General features: G+C 29.6%; 14 protein-coding genes. 3 read left to right on the top strand and 11 right to left on the bottom strand.

Annotated features, from left to right (window positions below):
- Positions 1-30 precede the first annotated feature (30 nt).
- The gene (locus CLOBL_RS17635; protein ID WP_077860239.1) at positions 31-1,665 is read right to left on the bottom strand and encodes a helix-turn-helix domain-containing protein; all 1,635 of its coding nucleotides are present in this window, start codon (positions 1,663-1,665) and stop codon (positions 31-33) included.
- A 324-nt stretch (positions 1,666-1,989) separates the two neighbouring features.
- Between CLOBL_RS17635 and CLOBL_RS17630 the strand changes: the two genes are divergently transcribed.
- Positions 1,990-3,954 (top strand): alpha-L-arabinofuranosidase C-terminal domain-containing protein, encoded by a 1,965-nt coding sequence (locus CLOBL_RS17630; protein ID WP_077860238.1) that lies wholly within the window; start codon positions 1,990-1,992, stop codon positions 3,952-3,954.
- A gap of 68 nt (positions 3,955-4,022) precedes the next feature.
- Here the strand turns inward: CLOBL_RS17630 and CLOBL_RS17625 are convergent, their stop codons facing one another.
- From CLOBL_RS17625 to CLOBL_RS17610, 4 genes are all read right to left on the bottom strand, one after another.
- Positions 4,023-5,357, bottom strand: a complete 1,335-nt coding sequence (locus CLOBL_RS17625) for a hypothetical protein (RefSeq protein WP_077860237.1) — start codon at positions 5,355-5,357, stop codon at positions 4,023-4,025.
- 122 nt (positions 5,358-5,479) lie between these two features.
- Positions 5,480-6,988, bottom strand: a complete 1,509-nt coding sequence (locus CLOBL_RS17620; protein ID WP_077860236.1) for a HAMP domain-containing sensor histidine kinase — start codon at positions 6,986-6,988, stop codon at positions 5,480-5,482.
- 4 nt (positions 6,989-6,992) lie between these two features.
- Positions 6,993-7,691, bottom strand: coding sequence for a response regulator transcription factor (locus CLOBL_RS17615; protein WP_077860235.1), 699 nt, complete (start codon positions 7,689-7,691; stop codon positions 6,993-6,995).
- A gap of 325 nt (positions 7,692-8,016) precedes the next feature.
- A complete protein-coding gene (locus tag CLOBL_RS17610) occupies positions 8,017-9,732 on the bottom strand; it encodes a methyl-accepting chemotaxis protein (protein ID WP_077860234.1) in 1,716 nt (571 codons plus the stop codon).
- 224 nt (positions 9,733-9,956) lie between these two features.
- Between CLOBL_RS17610 and CLOBL_RS17605 the strand changes: the two genes are divergently transcribed.
- A complete protein-coding gene (locus tag CLOBL_RS17605; RefSeq protein WP_077860233.1) occupies positions 9,957-10,340 on the top strand; it encodes a BlaI/MecI/CopY family transcriptional regulator in 384 nt (127 codons plus the stop codon).
- A gap of 22 nt (positions 10,341-10,362) precedes the next feature.
- A complete protein-coding gene (locus CLOBL_RS17600) occupies positions 10,363-11,892 on the top strand; it encodes a M56 family metallopeptidase (RefSeq protein WP_347472876.1) in 1,530 nt (509 codons plus the stop codon).
- A 97-nt stretch (positions 11,893-11,989) separates the two neighbouring features.
- On the opposite strand, the gene CLOBL_RS17595 is transcribed toward CLOBL_RS17600, so the two are convergent.
- Genes CLOBL_RS17595 through CLOBL_RS17570 form a run of 6 tightly spaced genes read right to left on the bottom strand, consistent with a single transcriptional unit; the run spans position 11,990 to position 16,434 of the window.
- The gene (locus CLOBL_RS17595) at positions 11,990-12,421 is read right to left on the bottom strand and encodes an MOSC domain-containing protein (RefSeq protein ID WP_077860231.1); all 432 of its coding nucleotides are present in this window, start codon (positions 12,419-12,421) and stop codon (positions 11,990-11,992) included.
- A gap of 8 nt (positions 12,422-12,429) precedes the next feature.
- The gene (gene moaC / locus CLOBL_RS17590) at positions 12,430-12,900 is read right to left on the bottom strand and encodes a cyclic pyranopterin monophosphate synthase MoaC (protein ID WP_017212001.1); all 471 of its coding nucleotides are present in this window, start codon (positions 12,898-12,900) and stop codon (positions 12,430-12,432) included.
- A 4-nt stretch (positions 12,901-12,904) separates the two neighbouring features.
- The gene (moaA, locus tag CLOBL_RS17585) at positions 12,905-13,861 is read right to left on the bottom strand and encodes a GTP 3',8-cyclase MoaA (RefSeq protein ID WP_077860230.1); all 957 of its coding nucleotides are present in this window, start codon (positions 13,859-13,861) and stop codon (positions 12,905-12,907) included.
- Positions 13,854-14,474, bottom strand: a complete 621-nt coding sequence (locus CLOBL_RS17580) for a molybdenum cofactor guanylyltransferase (protein ID WP_077860229.1) — start codon at positions 14,472-14,474, stop codon at positions 13,854-13,856. The genes moaA and CLOBL_RS17580 overlap by 8 nt, the downstream gene beginning before the upstream one ends.
- 4 nt (positions 14,475-14,478) lie before the next feature.
- Positions 14,479-15,048 carry a 4Fe-4S dicluster domain-containing protein gene (locus CLOBL_RS17575; RefSeq protein WP_077860228.1) on the bottom strand — a complete coding sequence of 190 codons (570 nt, stop codon included), beginning with the start codon at positions 15,046-15,048 and terminating at the stop codon, positions 14,479-14,481.
- Positions 15,049-16,434, bottom strand: a complete 1,386-nt coding sequence (locus CLOBL_RS17570) for a [FeFe] hydrogenase, group A (RefSeq protein ID WP_077860227.1) — start codon at positions 16,432-16,434, stop codon at positions 15,049-15,051.
- Positions 16,435-16,440: the final 6 nt, after the last annotated feature.

Raw genomic sequence — 16,440 nt, 5'->3', positions numbered from 1 at the left:
CATATTTTTAATATCTACTTTTTATAACTTCTATTTGTACCCTGAAACTCTTTCGCCAATGTATTCTAGTATCTTGAATGATAAGTAAATACTTACAAATTCATCTATATTACTTAAATCAATATTTATTATTTCTTCTATCTTGGAAATTCTATAATATAATGTATTTCTATGTACATGCATTAATTTTGCAAGCTCTGTTTGATTTTTAAAATTTATTATGTATAAATAAAGTGTTTTTAAATGATCTGTATTATACTTTTTATCATAATTAATAAGTTTAGAAAGCGAAGGATGACAAAATTCTTTAAGTGACTCATGACTAGAACATAAAGAAAAAATATGCTGCAAAACATATGAATCATAGAAAAAAATAAATTTATCTCCCCTTAAGCATCTGCCTAATTCTATGGACTTAAGCGACTGTTTATAATATCTATTAACATCAATTAAATTCGAAAATGACCTGCTAATTCCGCAAAATATGTTCTGGTCATCTAAAAAAACATTTAATTTTTCTGAATATATTTCGAGAAATGCTTTATCACTAATATAATTAATTACAATAACAATATTTCCATCATATAAAACACATACAGATCCAGGAAAAAGTTTTTCCAAAAATCTTCTAATAAATTTAAATTGGATTAATGATATTTTTTCATGCTCCATAGTAATGCTGATAATACGCAGGCATTCTTTTAAATTCCAATTAGCGAATTTTATATTTTCATTAATGGCTTCCTGATTTTTTATTTTTTCATTTAGCAAATCTAAAATTAACAAATCTCTATTATCAGCATTTGTGGTTTCATAATATTTATGTTTTTGAAGTTCTATAGAAAGTGTTGCACTCAACTGATTTATTAAGGCTATATCACTTTCTTTAAATTGTTTAAACACTTCAAGTATAACAACTTGTCCTAAAAATTTATTTCCAGAATAAATATTAGCCCATATTCTTGATTCAGCAAACTTATTATTATTTTTAAAATTAACATATAAAACAGATTTAGAATTTTCAGTTAGTTCACTTCCAATTCTTTCTTTACCATTAAATCTACTATTAGGCGATTTTAAGTATATCGGTATTGTTGAACTTAACACTTCATTAGTTAAAAATTTGTGCAACTTGCTATATATTTGATAACCTCGTGTTTTAATATTATTCCATACTGGAATATCAACTTCTATATTTTCTGTAAAGGCAAGTATATTTAAATTAGCATTTCTAACAAAAATAGGGTTTCCAATAAGTTCAAAACCAATATTAACAATGTTCTGAAGACCACTATCCTTTGAGAGAGCCTCTAACAATCTTGAAGCACTGTGACTTACTCTTTGATATTCTGAAAAAATACCTATAGTAGAATTAAGGATTGATGCAATACTATTACTATAAATAAATATTATATTGCAATTTATTCCTTCCCTTATCGGATAAGACAATTTATCTTTAGATATAATCAAAAAATTAGCTTCATGCAAGCAAATGTTCTCAATTGGAAGATTTGATATCTCTCCTACATAGAGTATATTGGGATCATAATCCATGATGGCATTTTCTACATATTTTACAGATTGAATAAAAGTTATATTTGTATTGTTAATGTAGACTTTGGGATCATACCTCTCTAGTTTTTCTATAATAGTATCAATAAACATTCGCTTATAACCTCCATGAATTATATACTTGTATTAAATATTTCTATAAAAGGAATACTAACCCTTTGTGCATGTGCCAAAATATTATATGTTATTATTTGTACTAATGCATATTGTTGTCGCAAAATAGTATATTTAATATTATACATATATTTAAATTTAGTTAAACTATGACATAAATAGACAATCACCAAAACATAATAGATAACTATAAATTTACTATTATATTTGGTATAGACACTGAATTTAATATTTTTATTTATAAATAATGCTAAATTTAAATAATCTTATAAAGAGGATACAAATTTAAGGGGGAATATCACAATGAACAGAATCAAATTAAAAACGTTACTATTAGCTCTCTCATTGATAGTTATTATTCCATTGCAAACCACTAGTTACGCAGATGAACAACAACCTGCAACACAAATCACTGTAAATGTATCTGAGAAAGGTAAAGTGGTAAATCCGGAACTATTTGGCGCTATAATTAATTGGACGAAGAATGGTGAAGGTGCTGCTGATCCCAAAACCGGAAAAGCATATCATTCATTTGCCAAAATGGTAAAACAGTTAGGAATTACTTCAATCAGATATGGAGGAGGTACTATAAGTGCAACTTGCTTTGATTGGAAACGTGCAATTGGTCCAATGGATCAAAGACCTATGAACCGTGCAAGAGATGGCGGACCAGGTCAGCCTTCAACTTTTGGTCCTGATGAAATTGGTGATTTACTTGACAAAACTGGAGCTAAAGGTGTAATGATTCTAAATATAAATAGAGATGATGTACAAAGTGCTGCTGAGTATTTAGCTTATATGACAACTCCAGTAAGTGACAATCCTTCCTCTGATCCTAATGATCCAAGTTATTGGGCTGATCTAAGAGCAAAAAATGGACATCCTAAACCATATGATTTTAATTGGTGGGATGTTGGAAATGAAGATGATTTGACTGTAGCTACTCATTGGCGTGATGGAAAGCCAGTAGAAGTAGGCGAACATACAACCAATGCTACTAACATAAAATCTGCATTATATGCTTTCGGTGGCACTACTTTATTTGAAAATCAAGATACTATTGGTTATGCTGATTTGACTCCTAGCTCATCAATTAGCACAGGAACAGCAAATCAGGATTTTTATGCAAGTTATCCACCAGTTTTACCAGAAAGTCAAACAGTGTATGTGAACGGAACTGAATGGAAGCAAACAAATAATTTAAAGACAGCTTTACCTACGGATGAAGTTTATACAATTGAAAATAAGAGTGGTAAAATTACATTCGGTGATGGTACACATGGTAAAATTCCAGCTGAAGGAAGCAAAATTACTATTACATATAAATCAGGGCCTCATGGCGGATTTGTTGATTACTATAAAGCACTAAAAGCTGTCAATCCAAATATTAAGGTTGCCGCACAAGATGGAGAAACTGGTTTTTTTGAAGCAATGGGTTCAACTTATCCATATGATGGTGTTGCTTATCACCCACTTACAGACGGTTTTCCAAAAACTAATCTTCCTGTAGATGAATTTACGAAAGAGTTATTCATAGCACCCGGATTCCAAAAAACTAAATTAAGCAATATGCAGAACGAAATAGATAATTATGCTGGAAAGCATGTTCCTCTTATCCCATCCGCATATGGTCATGGCCAAGGAAATGTACCAAGCACTGGAGATAAAGCTTTCCATTTAAATTTATCAGAAGGTCTTTTGAATGCAAGTGAACTTATCCAATATCAAAATATAGGTATTCCACTTGCCCATAGATTTTTACTTAATGATACTCCGTTTAATCCAGACGAAGCTGATGCACCAACAGCTAGAAGATATAATGCTGCAATTATAAGCAACGGAAAAGATGATAATTTTGTTGCAACACCATCAGGTTTATCTATTGAAATGATGTCTAAGTTAGGTGGAATGACGCAGGTTGGTACACAAGTAAAAAATAATCCTCAAATTGAACTTGCAGAAGGTGCTAGTTCTTCAAGCGTAGATACATTATCAACAATTGCTACTACAGATGATCATGGTAATGTAGATCTATTAGTTGTCAACCAAAGTCCAGATAACGATGTAACAACAAAGGTAGCTTTTGATAAATATACTCATGCAAAGAAAGCAAAAGTATTTACAATGAATGGCTCAAATATATATTCTATGAATACACTAGATCAGCCTAATAATGTAACTATTAATAATAGTGATGTTAATATAGGAGACGGGGATTTTAATTATACTTTCCCAGCTCATTCAATAACTAGAATTGAATTAGAATAAATTTAGACTTTATATTGATGAAGCTACGAATTAGATAGAAAGCTTATCTATCAATTCGTAGCTTTATCCTACTTAAATGTAATAATATTAACCTCATTCTTATCTGTAAAAACAAAATTATTTTTTTCTATCTTTTCACTGCCTGAAAAAAATAATATCTTTTTACTATCTCCACTCCATTGGACTGCATTAGAAATTGTTCTTGGAAAATTAATACCTTTATATATACATATTTTACTTGTTAAGCTATTTCCATTTATTTTAGCAGCATACAAATTCCACTGATCCTTGCCATCTTCTGACTCCTTATTAATGTAAACCACCTTTGTCTTATCTGGTGATACCCAAATTGATGAACAATATGAACCTTCTGCATCTGTATTTACATGTGGAATCACGTTATAGAATTTCTTACTATCGACATCATAAATATAAGTTCCATCTTTCCCTTCTATCGTAGCATTTAATATTATTTTTTTGCCTTCCTCTAATACAGAATAGTCATTTGATGGTATACCGCTTTCTTTACTATAATCTGAACTCTGAGTATCACGATACGGTAATACTAAAACTTCTTCAATTTTTTGACTACTGCTGTTTATTTTAAATATTCCTGTTCTTTGGTATCTTGAATCATTATTTTTATTTTGTGTACCAATAAAATATATATTTTCTCCATTTTCACTGTAAAAACCAGGTGTTATTCCAATCCATAAATTATCACTTTTAACTTTAAGCTTTTTTGAAGATTTCTCTTTAACATTATATAAATCCAAATCACCATCATCATAACTTATTATATAACTTCCGTCCTTTGACCAATTCCCTTCTACATTTCCTATGTCTTCCTTAACGTCACTTGCTTTTTTGTAAACCGTACTTGAATCATTTTTTAAATCGTATATTAAGTAATTGTTATCCTTAATGTAAGTTATCTTATTAACATTGAGTTCTAAATCGGACCATAAACTGTTCACTTCTATACCCAATGGCAATGGCTTTTTTTCTAAAGTTGAAAGCTTTAATCTGTATATATTACCATAAATATCATCGTTTGCTTCGTCAAAAAGTTTATCATCCTTTTCATTACTTGTATCAAATTCATTAGGATATTTTTTATAAAACTCTTCTTGGCTTAATCCAATACCAACCAAAGCTTCATCATCACCTATAAATCCAAAATTTTCTGAAAAACCTTCTACATTTCCATACGATTGTCTATTTACTATTTCTAAAGGCTTGTCATCTTCTCCTAATGCCGAATTGTCTTCATTTACTATTACAATATTATTCGAAAACTTTTCTACTCGTGCACTAATATATCTCTCTATTTCAAAACTTCCTCCTAATATTATAATTGGAATTGCAATTTTTATTATCAATAATATTTTTTTATTTTTCATTATTACATCTGTCCTTTCCTTCAGCAAATAAAAATATATAACAAAAATAAAATTTTATTTTTAATTTACATGCTTATACAAATACAGCTAACTTATAATGAAATAATAAATCTAAAATATTGCTAACATTTAATCAACTTATTGCCAACTTGTAAATACATAGGAAGTTTTATATAAACTGTCGTTCCATTATTGTCTTTACTTTCAATATTTATTAAACCTTTATACTTATCTACTATTGCTTTAACTATAGATAATCCAAGTCCATTTCCTTGTATCATGTTTAATGAATCTTTATCTTCTCTGTAAAAAGGTTCAAATATTTTTTCTATTGCCTCTTCGCTTATGCCTTTTCCTTCATCCGCTACAATAATATTGCAGTATCCATCCTCTACGAACATATTTATTCTTACAATAGATTTTACATTCCCATACTTTATAGAATTATCTATTATGTTTATAAGCATTCTCCATACGTCCTGCCTCTCTGCTAAAATATATACTTCTTCCTCTAGAGTTTTTTCTATTGTAATCTCATATTTTTTAGCCTTAACACCCATATCCTCGCATATATTTTTTATAACAAGGGACATATCGAGTTTTTCTTTAACTCTCCTCTCTCTTTTTGACTCTAATTTAGACATATTTAAAATATCTGCAATCATTTGATGCAGTTTATTTGATTCTTTTTTTATTTTAGAAGCTGCCTTTTTTATAAGTTTCTCATCAGAGCTGCCCTCATCTAAAATTATCTGAGCATATCCATCAATTATGGTTAATGGGGTTTTCATTTCATGTGTTACATTATCAAAAAACACTTTCCTGTGTCCTTCAATTTTAATTAACTCATCCCTGTCCTTTTTTATTGTTTCTATTTGCTCCTTTATTTTATCTTTCATTATATTAAAGCTTTCTCCAAGCTCACCAATTTCATCATTAGAACCTATGAATACATTGGCCTCAAAGTTACCATCGCTAATCTCTTTTGTACTTCTGTTTAGTTTTATAATTGGAATAATTATTTTTGTAGAAAGAAGAAATGAAAATATGAATAATATTAAAAATGTAGAAAACATAAATATTTTTATTTTGAATATCAAATCATTACCAGCTTCAAATAATTCTGTATAATCTTTTTCATATCTCAAAATTCCTAATGTATTTCCCTCCGTAAACAACGGTTCTGAAAAAATAACTTTATAAGTTTTATCTATTTTCAGAATTTTATATGCTGATTTTCCTTTTATGGCTGACTTTAAATCCTCTAAGCCATCATCTATACTGTCACCAATATCTGAATAAATATCTCCTTTTCCATAATCTGTATCCAAAAGCAGCGTGCCATCATTTCTATATAATACAATTCTATTATTAACCTTTAATGATATGGCTGTTCCTATGAAATTTACATGCATATTGAAATCATCCTCATTTGGTTTTATATTATTTATCGCAAGAAACTGCTTGCAATATATATTTAAATCCCTCTGAGAGCTTAAAAGTTCACCTTTTATAATATTTTGATTATTTTTCATCACTATATTGCTTATAAAAAAAGTCATAAAGTTAAAAGCAAAACAAAAGATAACAAGAAGTCCTATTGCAAATTTATATCTAATTGAAAACCTCATTTTTTTATCCTTTCATAGATTGAACCATTTTATATCCAACGCCAAAAATTGTTTCAATAATGGATTCACTACTTTCACTTTCCAACTTTTTTCTAAGTCTTTGAACATGAACATCAACAGTTCTACTATCCCCTTCAAAATCATAACCCCAAATTTTTTCCAATAGTTTTTCTCTAGACATTACTATATTTCTATTTTTAGCAAAGGTTAAAAGGAGATCATATTCTTTAGGCTTTAATTTAATAATATGCCCTCCTTTAAAAACTTCCCTACTATCTTCATTTATTTCTATATCTTCAGAAATTTTGATTATATTTGCATTATTTGTTTCTATGAGGCTATCCATTCTTCTTAAACATGCTTTTACTCTTGCCATTACTTCTCTTATGTCAAAAGGCTTGGTTATATAATCATCAGCCCCTAACTCGAGACCTAATATTTTATCAACAACATCATTTCTAGCTGTAAGCATAATGATTGGTATATTATATTCCTTAGATACTTTTCTACAAACATCATACCCATTCATATCAGGGAGCATTAAATCCAAAATTATCAAGTCTATTTTTTCACTTGATAATATATTTATTCCATCAATACCATTTTCAGCTTCCTTCACATTAAAGCCTTCTTTTTTTATGTAATGCATTATTATATCTCTTATGTCCTCTTCATCCTCAATAATAAGTATAGTTCTATCCATAGTTATGCCACCTTAATTTAATCATCATTTATAATATTATAATAAACATATTGCCAAACTGTAAACAAAGCAAGTCTCCCTTTTAAATAAGTTAACTTGTTCTTTTTTTAATCCATTAGAATCCATTTTTTATACTAGTTAAAAATAAATATTTGATTGAATTCATCTAACACAAGATTTTCTTTAGATGATCACAAACTAAAATAACCCACAAAAATCTAAATTTTAGATTTTTGTGGGTCCTATTGTAGATTCGAAGTATAGCCTTTAAAATCCACTAATAAATGAACTTATCTTATCTAATAAATTATTTACTTTCAATAATTTATATTTTAAATTTTTGTACCAATTCATCCAAGTTTTGAGCTAACTCAGCTTGACTTTGGGTAGAGCTAGTAACTTCAGTTACTGCTTTTGTAATTTCACTAATACTAGCTAATACTTCTTCTGAACTAGCGGCTGAATCTGCAGCTGTAGCTGAAACACCTTCAAAAGCCTTATTCACCTGCATTACTGTCTCATTCATTTGTTTAGCAGTATCAAATATATCAATAGCCATATCGCTTACAAATTTTGCATCTTTCTCATATTGTATACCAGTATCTAATAACAAAGTATAACTTGGCTTCACGTTATTTACCATATAATCTAATATGTCTTGTCCACTAGAAGATAATTCATCAAAAGCGGTTCTTACTTGAGTAACCATATTTTGAATTTGGGTTACAGCTTCAGAAGATTGTTCAGCTAATTGTCTAACTTCTTCTGCAACTACAGCAAAGCCTTTTCCTTGCTCTCCAGCTCTTGCAGCTTCTATTGCAGCATTTAATGCTAGAAGATTTGTTTGTTCAGATATACTGCCAATAGATTCAGCCATTAGTTTAACTTCTTCAACAACCTTGCCAGCTTCAATAGCTTTTATAATATTAAGTCTTTTTTCTTCATAAATTTTACCATTTTGTTTTATGTTCTCTGTAGCCTTTTCTTTTATTTCAATAGCTCTTTTATTTATATCATTACCAGATATTTTAGATTCTTCAGCCTTGTGCTCTAAGTTACTTGTATTCATTGCTATTTCATCCATCGAGGCTTGAACTTCTTGTGTAGTAGCACTTAAGTCTTGAGCTCCTTTAGCAATTGTCTCCGTAGCTTCACTAGAAGATTGCATCATTGATGATATTTCTTCAGTAGTAGCTGACAAATTTCCACTAGCTGAATTTATCTTTTCTACACTGTTAAATATTTGTGATATAAGCTCTTTTATATTTTCAGCAGCCTTATTTAGAGCCTTAGAAAGTCTTCCGATTTCATCTTGGCTGTCTAATTCTATTTCTTGAGTTAAATCTCCATCTCCAATGGCTTCAGCAAAATTTAGAACCTTATTTAAATTTCTAGCTATAACAATTGAGATAAATGTTCCAAGTGCTATAGCTAGTACTAATCCTAAAACTATAACAGATATTATTATATATAAAGACGAAGTATATGTATTGGCATCCTGCTTATATGAATTAGCTGCTTTATCATCATTTGCTTGAATTAAAGTATCTAAGCCCTTAAATAAATTAGCTCTGGATGTAGCTATTTCAGTAAATCTAGTTTTAGATTTTTCGAAGTCCTGCGCATCTGCTAACCTTATAACATCACTATAGACAGCTCTAAAATCATTTAAATTGCTTTTTATGTCGTTAAAAGTAGATTTTTGATCTTCAGTCAACAAATTTTTTTCATAATCATTAAGTATTGTGTCTGTATCTGCAGCATAGTCTTGAATTTCTTTTTCTAATCCAGGATTTTGATTTTCCTTATTTCCTTGATTTGAAATTTTCAATAAATCATATCTTATTTCTAGAGTATCTTGCTTAACTTTATTAATTTTCTGAATGGATAAGAGATTCTGATTGTACATATCCTGAGAATTGTTCTTCAGAATCTGCATATTTCTTATTCCAATGGCACCAACCAATACTATTAGCAAAGCTATAATAATAAAAGCTGGTATTAATTTTTTAGATATTTTTAAATTTTTAAACAAATTCAAAATAATTCCCCCTACGATTCTAATCATACGTAATTAAGTACATATACCATAAAAGTATTTTAGCAGAAAAACTAACAATTAAGTAGTTTTTTAATCATTTTATAACAAAATTAGATAACTTTATTATAATAAGCAAAAATAATTCTATTAATTTTATTAAAAATACTTGACAGCTATTTCCTACAAGTGTAGTCTTAAAATACAGATTACACTTGTAGGAAGGAATGTTAGATTTGAAGGAAAATAATTGCAAAATATCAGATGCTGAATGGATTATAATGAGGGTACTTTGGGATCAATCTCCATTAACTACAACGAATATAATTGAAACTTTAAGTACTGAAACTGATTGGAGTCCTAAAACTATTCATTCACTCATTAGCAGATTAGTTAAAAAGGAAGCTCTTGGAGTTGATAAAAGTTGCGGTCAGCATAAGTTTTATCCATTAGTAGCAAAGGAAGAGTGCGTAAAGGAAGAAACAGTATCCTTTGTTAAAAAAATATATGAAGGATCTTTTTATAATATGGTTGTGAACTTTATAAACGATGATAAAATTTCTAAAAAAGAGATAGAAGAATTAAAAAAGATATTAGATGAAAAAAGTTAAAAAGAAAGGCAGGTGAAGATATATTAATACATTAAAACTATTTGAAAACATCGTATTAATATCTATAATGGGGAGCATATTAGCTATAGGGATATTGCTAATAAAAAGTATTCTAGGACAAAAGCTTAGTGCAAAATTTCATTATTATATATGGTTTTTACTTTTACTTAGACTTTTAATTCCATTAAATATTGGAAGTCCTCTAAGCATTCTTAATCTTATCCCTCCCTCTCACCAGAATAATATATTAGATGTAGCTAAACAAAATTCATCAAATTCTCAAATATCAAATATTAATAGCATTAATAATAATGCTGGTTTTAAACTACAGTATAGTAATACTAACTTAACGTCTTTAGGATTTAATTTTGAAACCTTGGTTTTTGTGTGGTTAATAGGTGCATGTGTGATTTTAATATATATTCTTGTTATTAATATACTACTTTGGACTAAACTTAAGAATTATTCAAAGTGCGATAGGAATGATATTATTATACTTTTAGAACAATGTAAATCTAGGCTTAAAATTAATTCGAAAGTGCCAATTATTTATTATAAATCTCTTAAATCACCTATGTTATCTGGAATAATACATCCCAAAATATTGATTTCTTCAGAACTTGTAGATAGGTTGTCAGAAGAAGAACTTAAATTTGTTTTTATGCATGAGTTATCTCATATAAAAAGAAGGGATTTGCTAGTAAATGTTGTTTGCATAATGATACAAGCGATTTATTGGTTTAACCCCATAATATGGTGCTCAATTTATAAAATGAAACAGGATTGTGAAATTTCTTGTGATGCAACTGTGTTAACTGCATTGAACTTAGAAGAAAACAAGAAATATGGACATACTATTATAAAGATAATGGAGGTTATTTCAAAAGAGCATTGGATTCCTGGAACCATTGGTTTTGCAAGTAAATACAACAAAAGGAGAATAATTATGATAACCTTATTTAAAAAAGCCTCTATTAAATGGACTTGTGTTGCAGTTATATCTTTAATTATTTTATTAGGAGGATGCTTAAGTTTAACTATTTCTAGCAGTAAAAATAAAGAAGCTATTGAAAAGCAGCTTACTTCGAGCAATATAGTAAATGAATCAGAACAAGACACTACAAAAATATCTGGCACAGAAAAAAGTGAGAATTTAAATGAAGCAAAGCAGAATAATCATGCGAACAGCTTTGTTCAGTATATAAATCTATTAGGTTTAAGTAAAGAAAAACTTTTAACTACCATGAATGAGAATCCAAATCCTGTAGATGAAGGTGGATTGGAATTTGAAAAAGCAGGTATAAGAGTTTGGTTTAATTATACTGAAAATACAACAGTAAGTCAGATATTTACTCAAAGAACAGACATTGATTTTAATGGTGCAAAGATTGGTGATAGCATTGATAAATTCAAAATGGTGCTCGGAGAGCCTATTAGTGATAAAAATGGAGATATGCATTTTAAATATAAAGATGCTGCATTCATATCTGTAATTTATGACTCAAATACAAATGAAGTACAGGCAGTATATTTTTTAAAAGAAAATTTTTAAAGAAAATGACCTGCTCCCTTTTGGCATGAAGGAATCATATCATTTTCATGGGTTTTATAGTGGATGTAAAGTGCTAACTTTAAAATCCACCATAAAACTAAATAATTTCTATAGAATCTCCTTCTCTAATAACTCCGCCTTTTATTATTCTTGTGAAGATTCCTTCTGTTGGCATAATACACGTGCCAACTTGATTTTTTATAGCGCAGCCTTTATGGCATTCTTTTCCTATCTGTGTCACTTCTTGAATTGTTTCTCCTATTTTTAATCTTGTCCCAACAGGTAATTCATAAAGAATAATACCTTCAGTTGTTATATTTTCTGCAAATTTTCCAGCTTCTAAGCCATCTACTCCCATTTTAATCATTTTATCTATGCTTTCTTGAGCTAGCAAACTTACCTGCCTATGCCATTTTCCAGCATGGGCATCATCTTTTAAGCCATGCTCTTCTATAAAAATCCCTTCCTTTATAGGTGTTTTTATAACACCCTTTTTTTCACTAATATTTATTGATAATACTTTAGCCATAATTTTATCTAAATCTCCCTTATGTATTCTCCACTTTTTCCGCCTGTTTTCTTTATTAATCTAACATTTTCTATTACCATATCCTTATCAACAGCCTTGCACATATCATATATAGTAAGAGCTGCAGTTGTTACAGCCGTTAATGCTTCCATTTCAACACCTGTTTTACCAACCGTTGAAACTGTTGCTTCAATTTCTATTTCTTCTTCTCCTATATTAAAATTTATATCAGATCCTGTTATAAAAATATTATGGCACATAGGAATTAAATCCGAGGTCTTTTTTACGCCCATTATTCCACCAATTTGAGCAACTGATAAAACATCACCTTTTTTAATAAGGCCATCTTTTATCAAATCCACAGTTTCCTTTTTCATTTTAATTGATCCTCTTGCAATAGCAACCCTCTTTGTCTCATCCTTTTCACTCACATTTACCATATGAGCTCTTCCTTTTTCATTAAAATGAGTAAATTCCATAAAATCAACCTCCAATTGCTGTCATTTCTCTATTAATATAATTTCCGTTCTCCAATTCATGTTCTTTTGGTTTGCTTTTAATAGTATCCGTAATTACTGTCTTAATATCTTTACCCTCTCTAAGCAATTTCTTTAAATCCACTTCAGAGTTTGAGTGTAAGCATGACTTTAGTTTTCCATCTGCCGTTAATCTTATTCTGTTGCAATTTCCGCAAAACTTACATGATATAGGATTAATAAGCCCGACTTTTCCCTTTGAATTTGGAAGTTTATAATATCTTGCTGGAGAAGAAATATCTGCTGATTCTATTTCTATTAATTCTGACATCTTTTCTAAAACTGTATCATTAGAAATATATTTATTAGAAGACCAATGCTTTAAGGTACCTATTGGCATAAGTTCTATAAATCTTATTTCTATATCCTCATATTTTGTTAAATTTATAAAGTCTTCTATTTCATTTTCATTAAAGTCCTTTATTAAAACTACATTTAATTTAATTGGAGTAAGTCCACTCTTTTTAGCTGCTTCAATACCTTGAAGTACATCTTTGATCTTCCCTACCTTAGTTATCTGTGAATATTTTTCTTCATTTAAAGTATCTAAGCTTATATTAAGTCTATTAAGACCTGCGTTTTTTAAATCTTTCGCATAATCCTTTAATAGAATTCCATTGGTAGTCATAGCTAAATCCCTAACTCCGCCTATTTTACCTATACCATTAATTAACTTTAAAATATTTTTTCTTATTAAGGGCTCTCCTCCAGTTATCCTAACCTTATCTACACCTAATTCAACAAAACTTTGAGTAATGGCTTCTATTTCTTCTAAAGTTAGAATCTCTTTATGCAACATTTTATCTATTCCTTTTTCAGGCATGCAATATTTGCATCTTAAATTACACAAATCTGTAACTGATATTCTCAAGTAATTTATTTTTCTGCCATACGAATCAAACATAATTTTCCTCCTGCTTATTCTTCTTATTATAAATTTCTAAATCTTCTTTTGAATTAAGATTTATAAACATGTCAAAAGAATAATCATATTTTTTCAAAACACTTTCTTCAATAAAAATAGGCTCTATAATATCAATTAATCCCGCTATAGATCTTCTATTAAGTGTTATAAGTTCTTCAACTTCTGGCAATATATCTACAGAATAAAAAGCATTAAACGGTTCAAGCTTGCCCTCTCTTTTAGCAATACAAGCATTTGCTTTAATATTAGTAAGCACTTTCTTCATATAACGGATGTAATCTAAGTTTACATTAGGCATATCACAAGCTATAAAATATACATATCTGCTCTTACTTTGTTTAATGCCCACATGAATTCCTGATAATGGTCCAAATTCTTTTATCTCATCGCTGATTATTCTAACTCCAACTTTTTTATACTCTTCGGGCTTATTTGTGACAATAATTATATCTTCAAATTCTTTACTTAGTTCACGAATTAACTTTTCCATAACTCTCACTTCATTAATTCTTAAAAACTGCTTATCAAAACCCATTCTTGAACTTTTTCCACCTGCAAGTATTACTGCCGTTTTAAAAACTTCCACATTCATACACTTATACTATATTTACTAAATTAGCTGCAGCATTTTTTCTCTTTTCCAAAATGTCTTTATCTATAATTTTAGATTCAACCAATCTTAATGCTTCTGTAGGACATACCTCTACGCAAGCAGGACCATTTTCTCTGCCTATACATAAATCACATTTGTTTGCAACTAATCTTTCTTTATGTTCTAGCTTTCCGTCTTTATCACACATTAATCCCTTTTGAATAACTTTCTCTCCATCTTTATGTTCAACTATTATATCAATGGCGCCAAAAGGACAAACTATTGCGCAAGATTTGCAGCCTATGCAAGTATCTTTATTTATTAACACTACTCCGTCTTTATTTATAATCGAACCATTTGGACATGCATTAGCACACGGAGCATTTTCACAATGTCTACATTGAATTGGAGCACTTACATCTGCAGTTTTAATAACTTTTAAACGAGGATTAAAATTAACCTTATCCTTACTTTGTACAAGTATGTTTTCTTCAGAATGTGCAACAACACATGCAGCTTCACAAGTTCTACATCCTATACACCTTTTTGGATTTGCTATAACAAAATTATTCATTTATATTTCCTCCTTCTTTCTTGAAACAAACTTTGTATGTAGTAGATGATGAGATTTTTCACCAAGAGGTTCTATTAAAAACTCTTCATATAATTTTTTTATAAAAGGATTTTCATGAGATTTTCTTATTTCAAGTTCAGAATCATGTTTATAGATACCTTTTTTTCTACTTACCAAGGCATTTCTTCTATCTACATCTAAGATAAACTTAGGTTGTCCACCACCACTTACACAACCTTCTGGGCAAGTCATAACTTCAATGAAGTCAAACTCACACTTTCCTTCTTTTATATCTTCAAGTATTTGGACTACATTTTTCAAACCTGAAACTACTGCAACCTTTAATGTTATCTTTGGCAATTTCACTTCTGCAACTCTAATGCCTTCACTGCCACGTACAAAATTAAGTTCTAAATTAGGAATAGATTTCTTTGTAATCATCTCATATCCGCTTCTAAGTGCTGCTTCCATTACACCACCAGTTACTCCAAAAATATTACCAGCTCCAGTGTAACTTCCAAGTGGTAAATCGAACTCTTCATCCTTTAAGTTTTTAAAATCTATGCCCTTATCTCTTATAAGCTGAGCAAATTCCCTTGTAGTAATAACTATATCTACATCCTTAAAACCACTATCTTGCATTTCTTCCCTATCACATTCAAATTGCTTGCAAGTACATGGCATTATAGCTACATTATATATTTTCTTAGCATCAATCTTGTCTATTTTAGCACCATAAGTTTTAAAAATTGTTCCAGCCATTTGTTGTGGGGATTTACAGCTTGAAAGATGATTTAAAAGCTCTGGATAGCTTTGCTCCATAAATTTCACCCAAGCAGGACAACAAGAAGTAAACATCGGCAATTTCCCACCTTTTGTTACCCTTTTTATAAGCTCACTGCCTTCTTCCATTATTGTTAAATCCGCACCAAAGTTAGTATCATAAACCCTATTAAAACCTAATCTTCGTAATGCTGCTGCCATTTTACCAGCTGTTAAACTGCCAGCTTTAAGTCCGAATTCTTCGCCTAAAGAAACCCTTATAGCTGGTGCACATTGAACTATAGTAAATAATTCTTCATTATGTAGAGCCTCTTTCACCTTAGTTGCATTTCCTTTATTAAAGGCTGCAAACACTGGCTCCTTTACACTTTCAAGTAAACCTCTATCTCTTCTTTTCTCTTCTATTGCATGACTGTTTTCTCTATTTTCAAATGCATAAGAATTACATACCTGTATGCATTGTCCACATGAAACACAAACATCATAATCAATCTCTTGGGGTTGTCCTGCTTTACCTTGTATTGCATTTACAGGGCATACTTCAACACATTGCTGGCACCCAGTACATAACTCTTTATCAATATTAACTAAACCAATATCCATAAATTA

Source organism: Clostridium sp. BL-8 (assembly GCF_002006495.1).
Classification (GTDB): Bacteria; Bacillota; Clostridia; order Clostridiales; family Clostridiaceae; genus Clostridium.
Note: the sequence above shows the minus strand (reverse complement) of the source record. Positions and strands in the feature narration are given on the sequence as shown.

Excerpts from the sequence above, each read along its gene's own strand:
- CLOBL_RS17630 (WP_077860238.1), top strand. The coding sequence starts at position 1,990 with ATGAACAGAATCAAATTAAAAACGTTACTATTAGCTCTCTCATTGATA.
- CLOBL_RS17625 (WP_077860237.1), bottom strand. The coding sequence starts at position 5,357 with ATGAAAAATAAAAAAATATTATTGATAATAAAAATTGCAATTCCAATT.
- moaC (WP_017212001.1), bottom strand. The coding sequence starts at position 12,900 with ATGGAATTTACTCATTTTAATGAAAAAGGAAGAGCTCATATGGTAAAT.
- CLOBL_RS17595 (WP_077860231.1), bottom strand. The coding sequence starts at position 12,421 with ATGGCTAAAGTATTATCAATAAATATTAGTGAAAAAAAGGGTGTTATA.
- CLOBL_RS17615 (WP_077860235.1), bottom strand. The coding sequence starts at position 7,691 with ATGGATAGAACTATACTTATTATTGAGGATGAAGAGGACATAAGAGAT.
- CLOBL_RS17580 (WP_077860229.1), bottom strand. The coding sequence starts at position 14,474 with ATGAATGTGGAAGTTTTTAAAACGGCAGTAATACTTGCAGGTGGAAAA.
- CLOBL_RS17635 (WP_077860239.1), bottom strand. The coding sequence starts at position 1,665 with ATGTTTATTGATACTATTATAGAAAAACTAGAGAGGTATGATCCCAAA.
- CLOBL_RS17620 (WP_077860236.1), bottom strand. The coding sequence starts at position 6,988 with ATGAGGTTTTCAATTAGATATAAATTTGCAATAGGACTTCTTGTTATC.
- CLOBL_RS17570 (WP_077860227.1), bottom strand. The coding sequence starts at position 16,434 with ATGGATATTGGTTTAGTTAATATTGATAAAGAGTTATGTACTGGGTGC.
- CLOBL_RS17575 (WP_077860228.1), bottom strand. The coding sequence starts at position 15,048 with ATGAATAATTTTGTTATAGCAAATCCAAAAAGGTGTATAGGATGTAGA.
- CLOBL_RS17605 (WP_077860233.1), top strand. The coding sequence starts at position 9,957 with ATGTTAGATTTGAAGGAAAATAATTGCAAAATATCAGATGCTGAATGG.
- moaA (WP_077860230.1), bottom strand. The coding sequence starts at position 13,861 with ATGTTTGATTCGTATGGCAGAAAAATAAATTACTTGAGAATATCAGTT.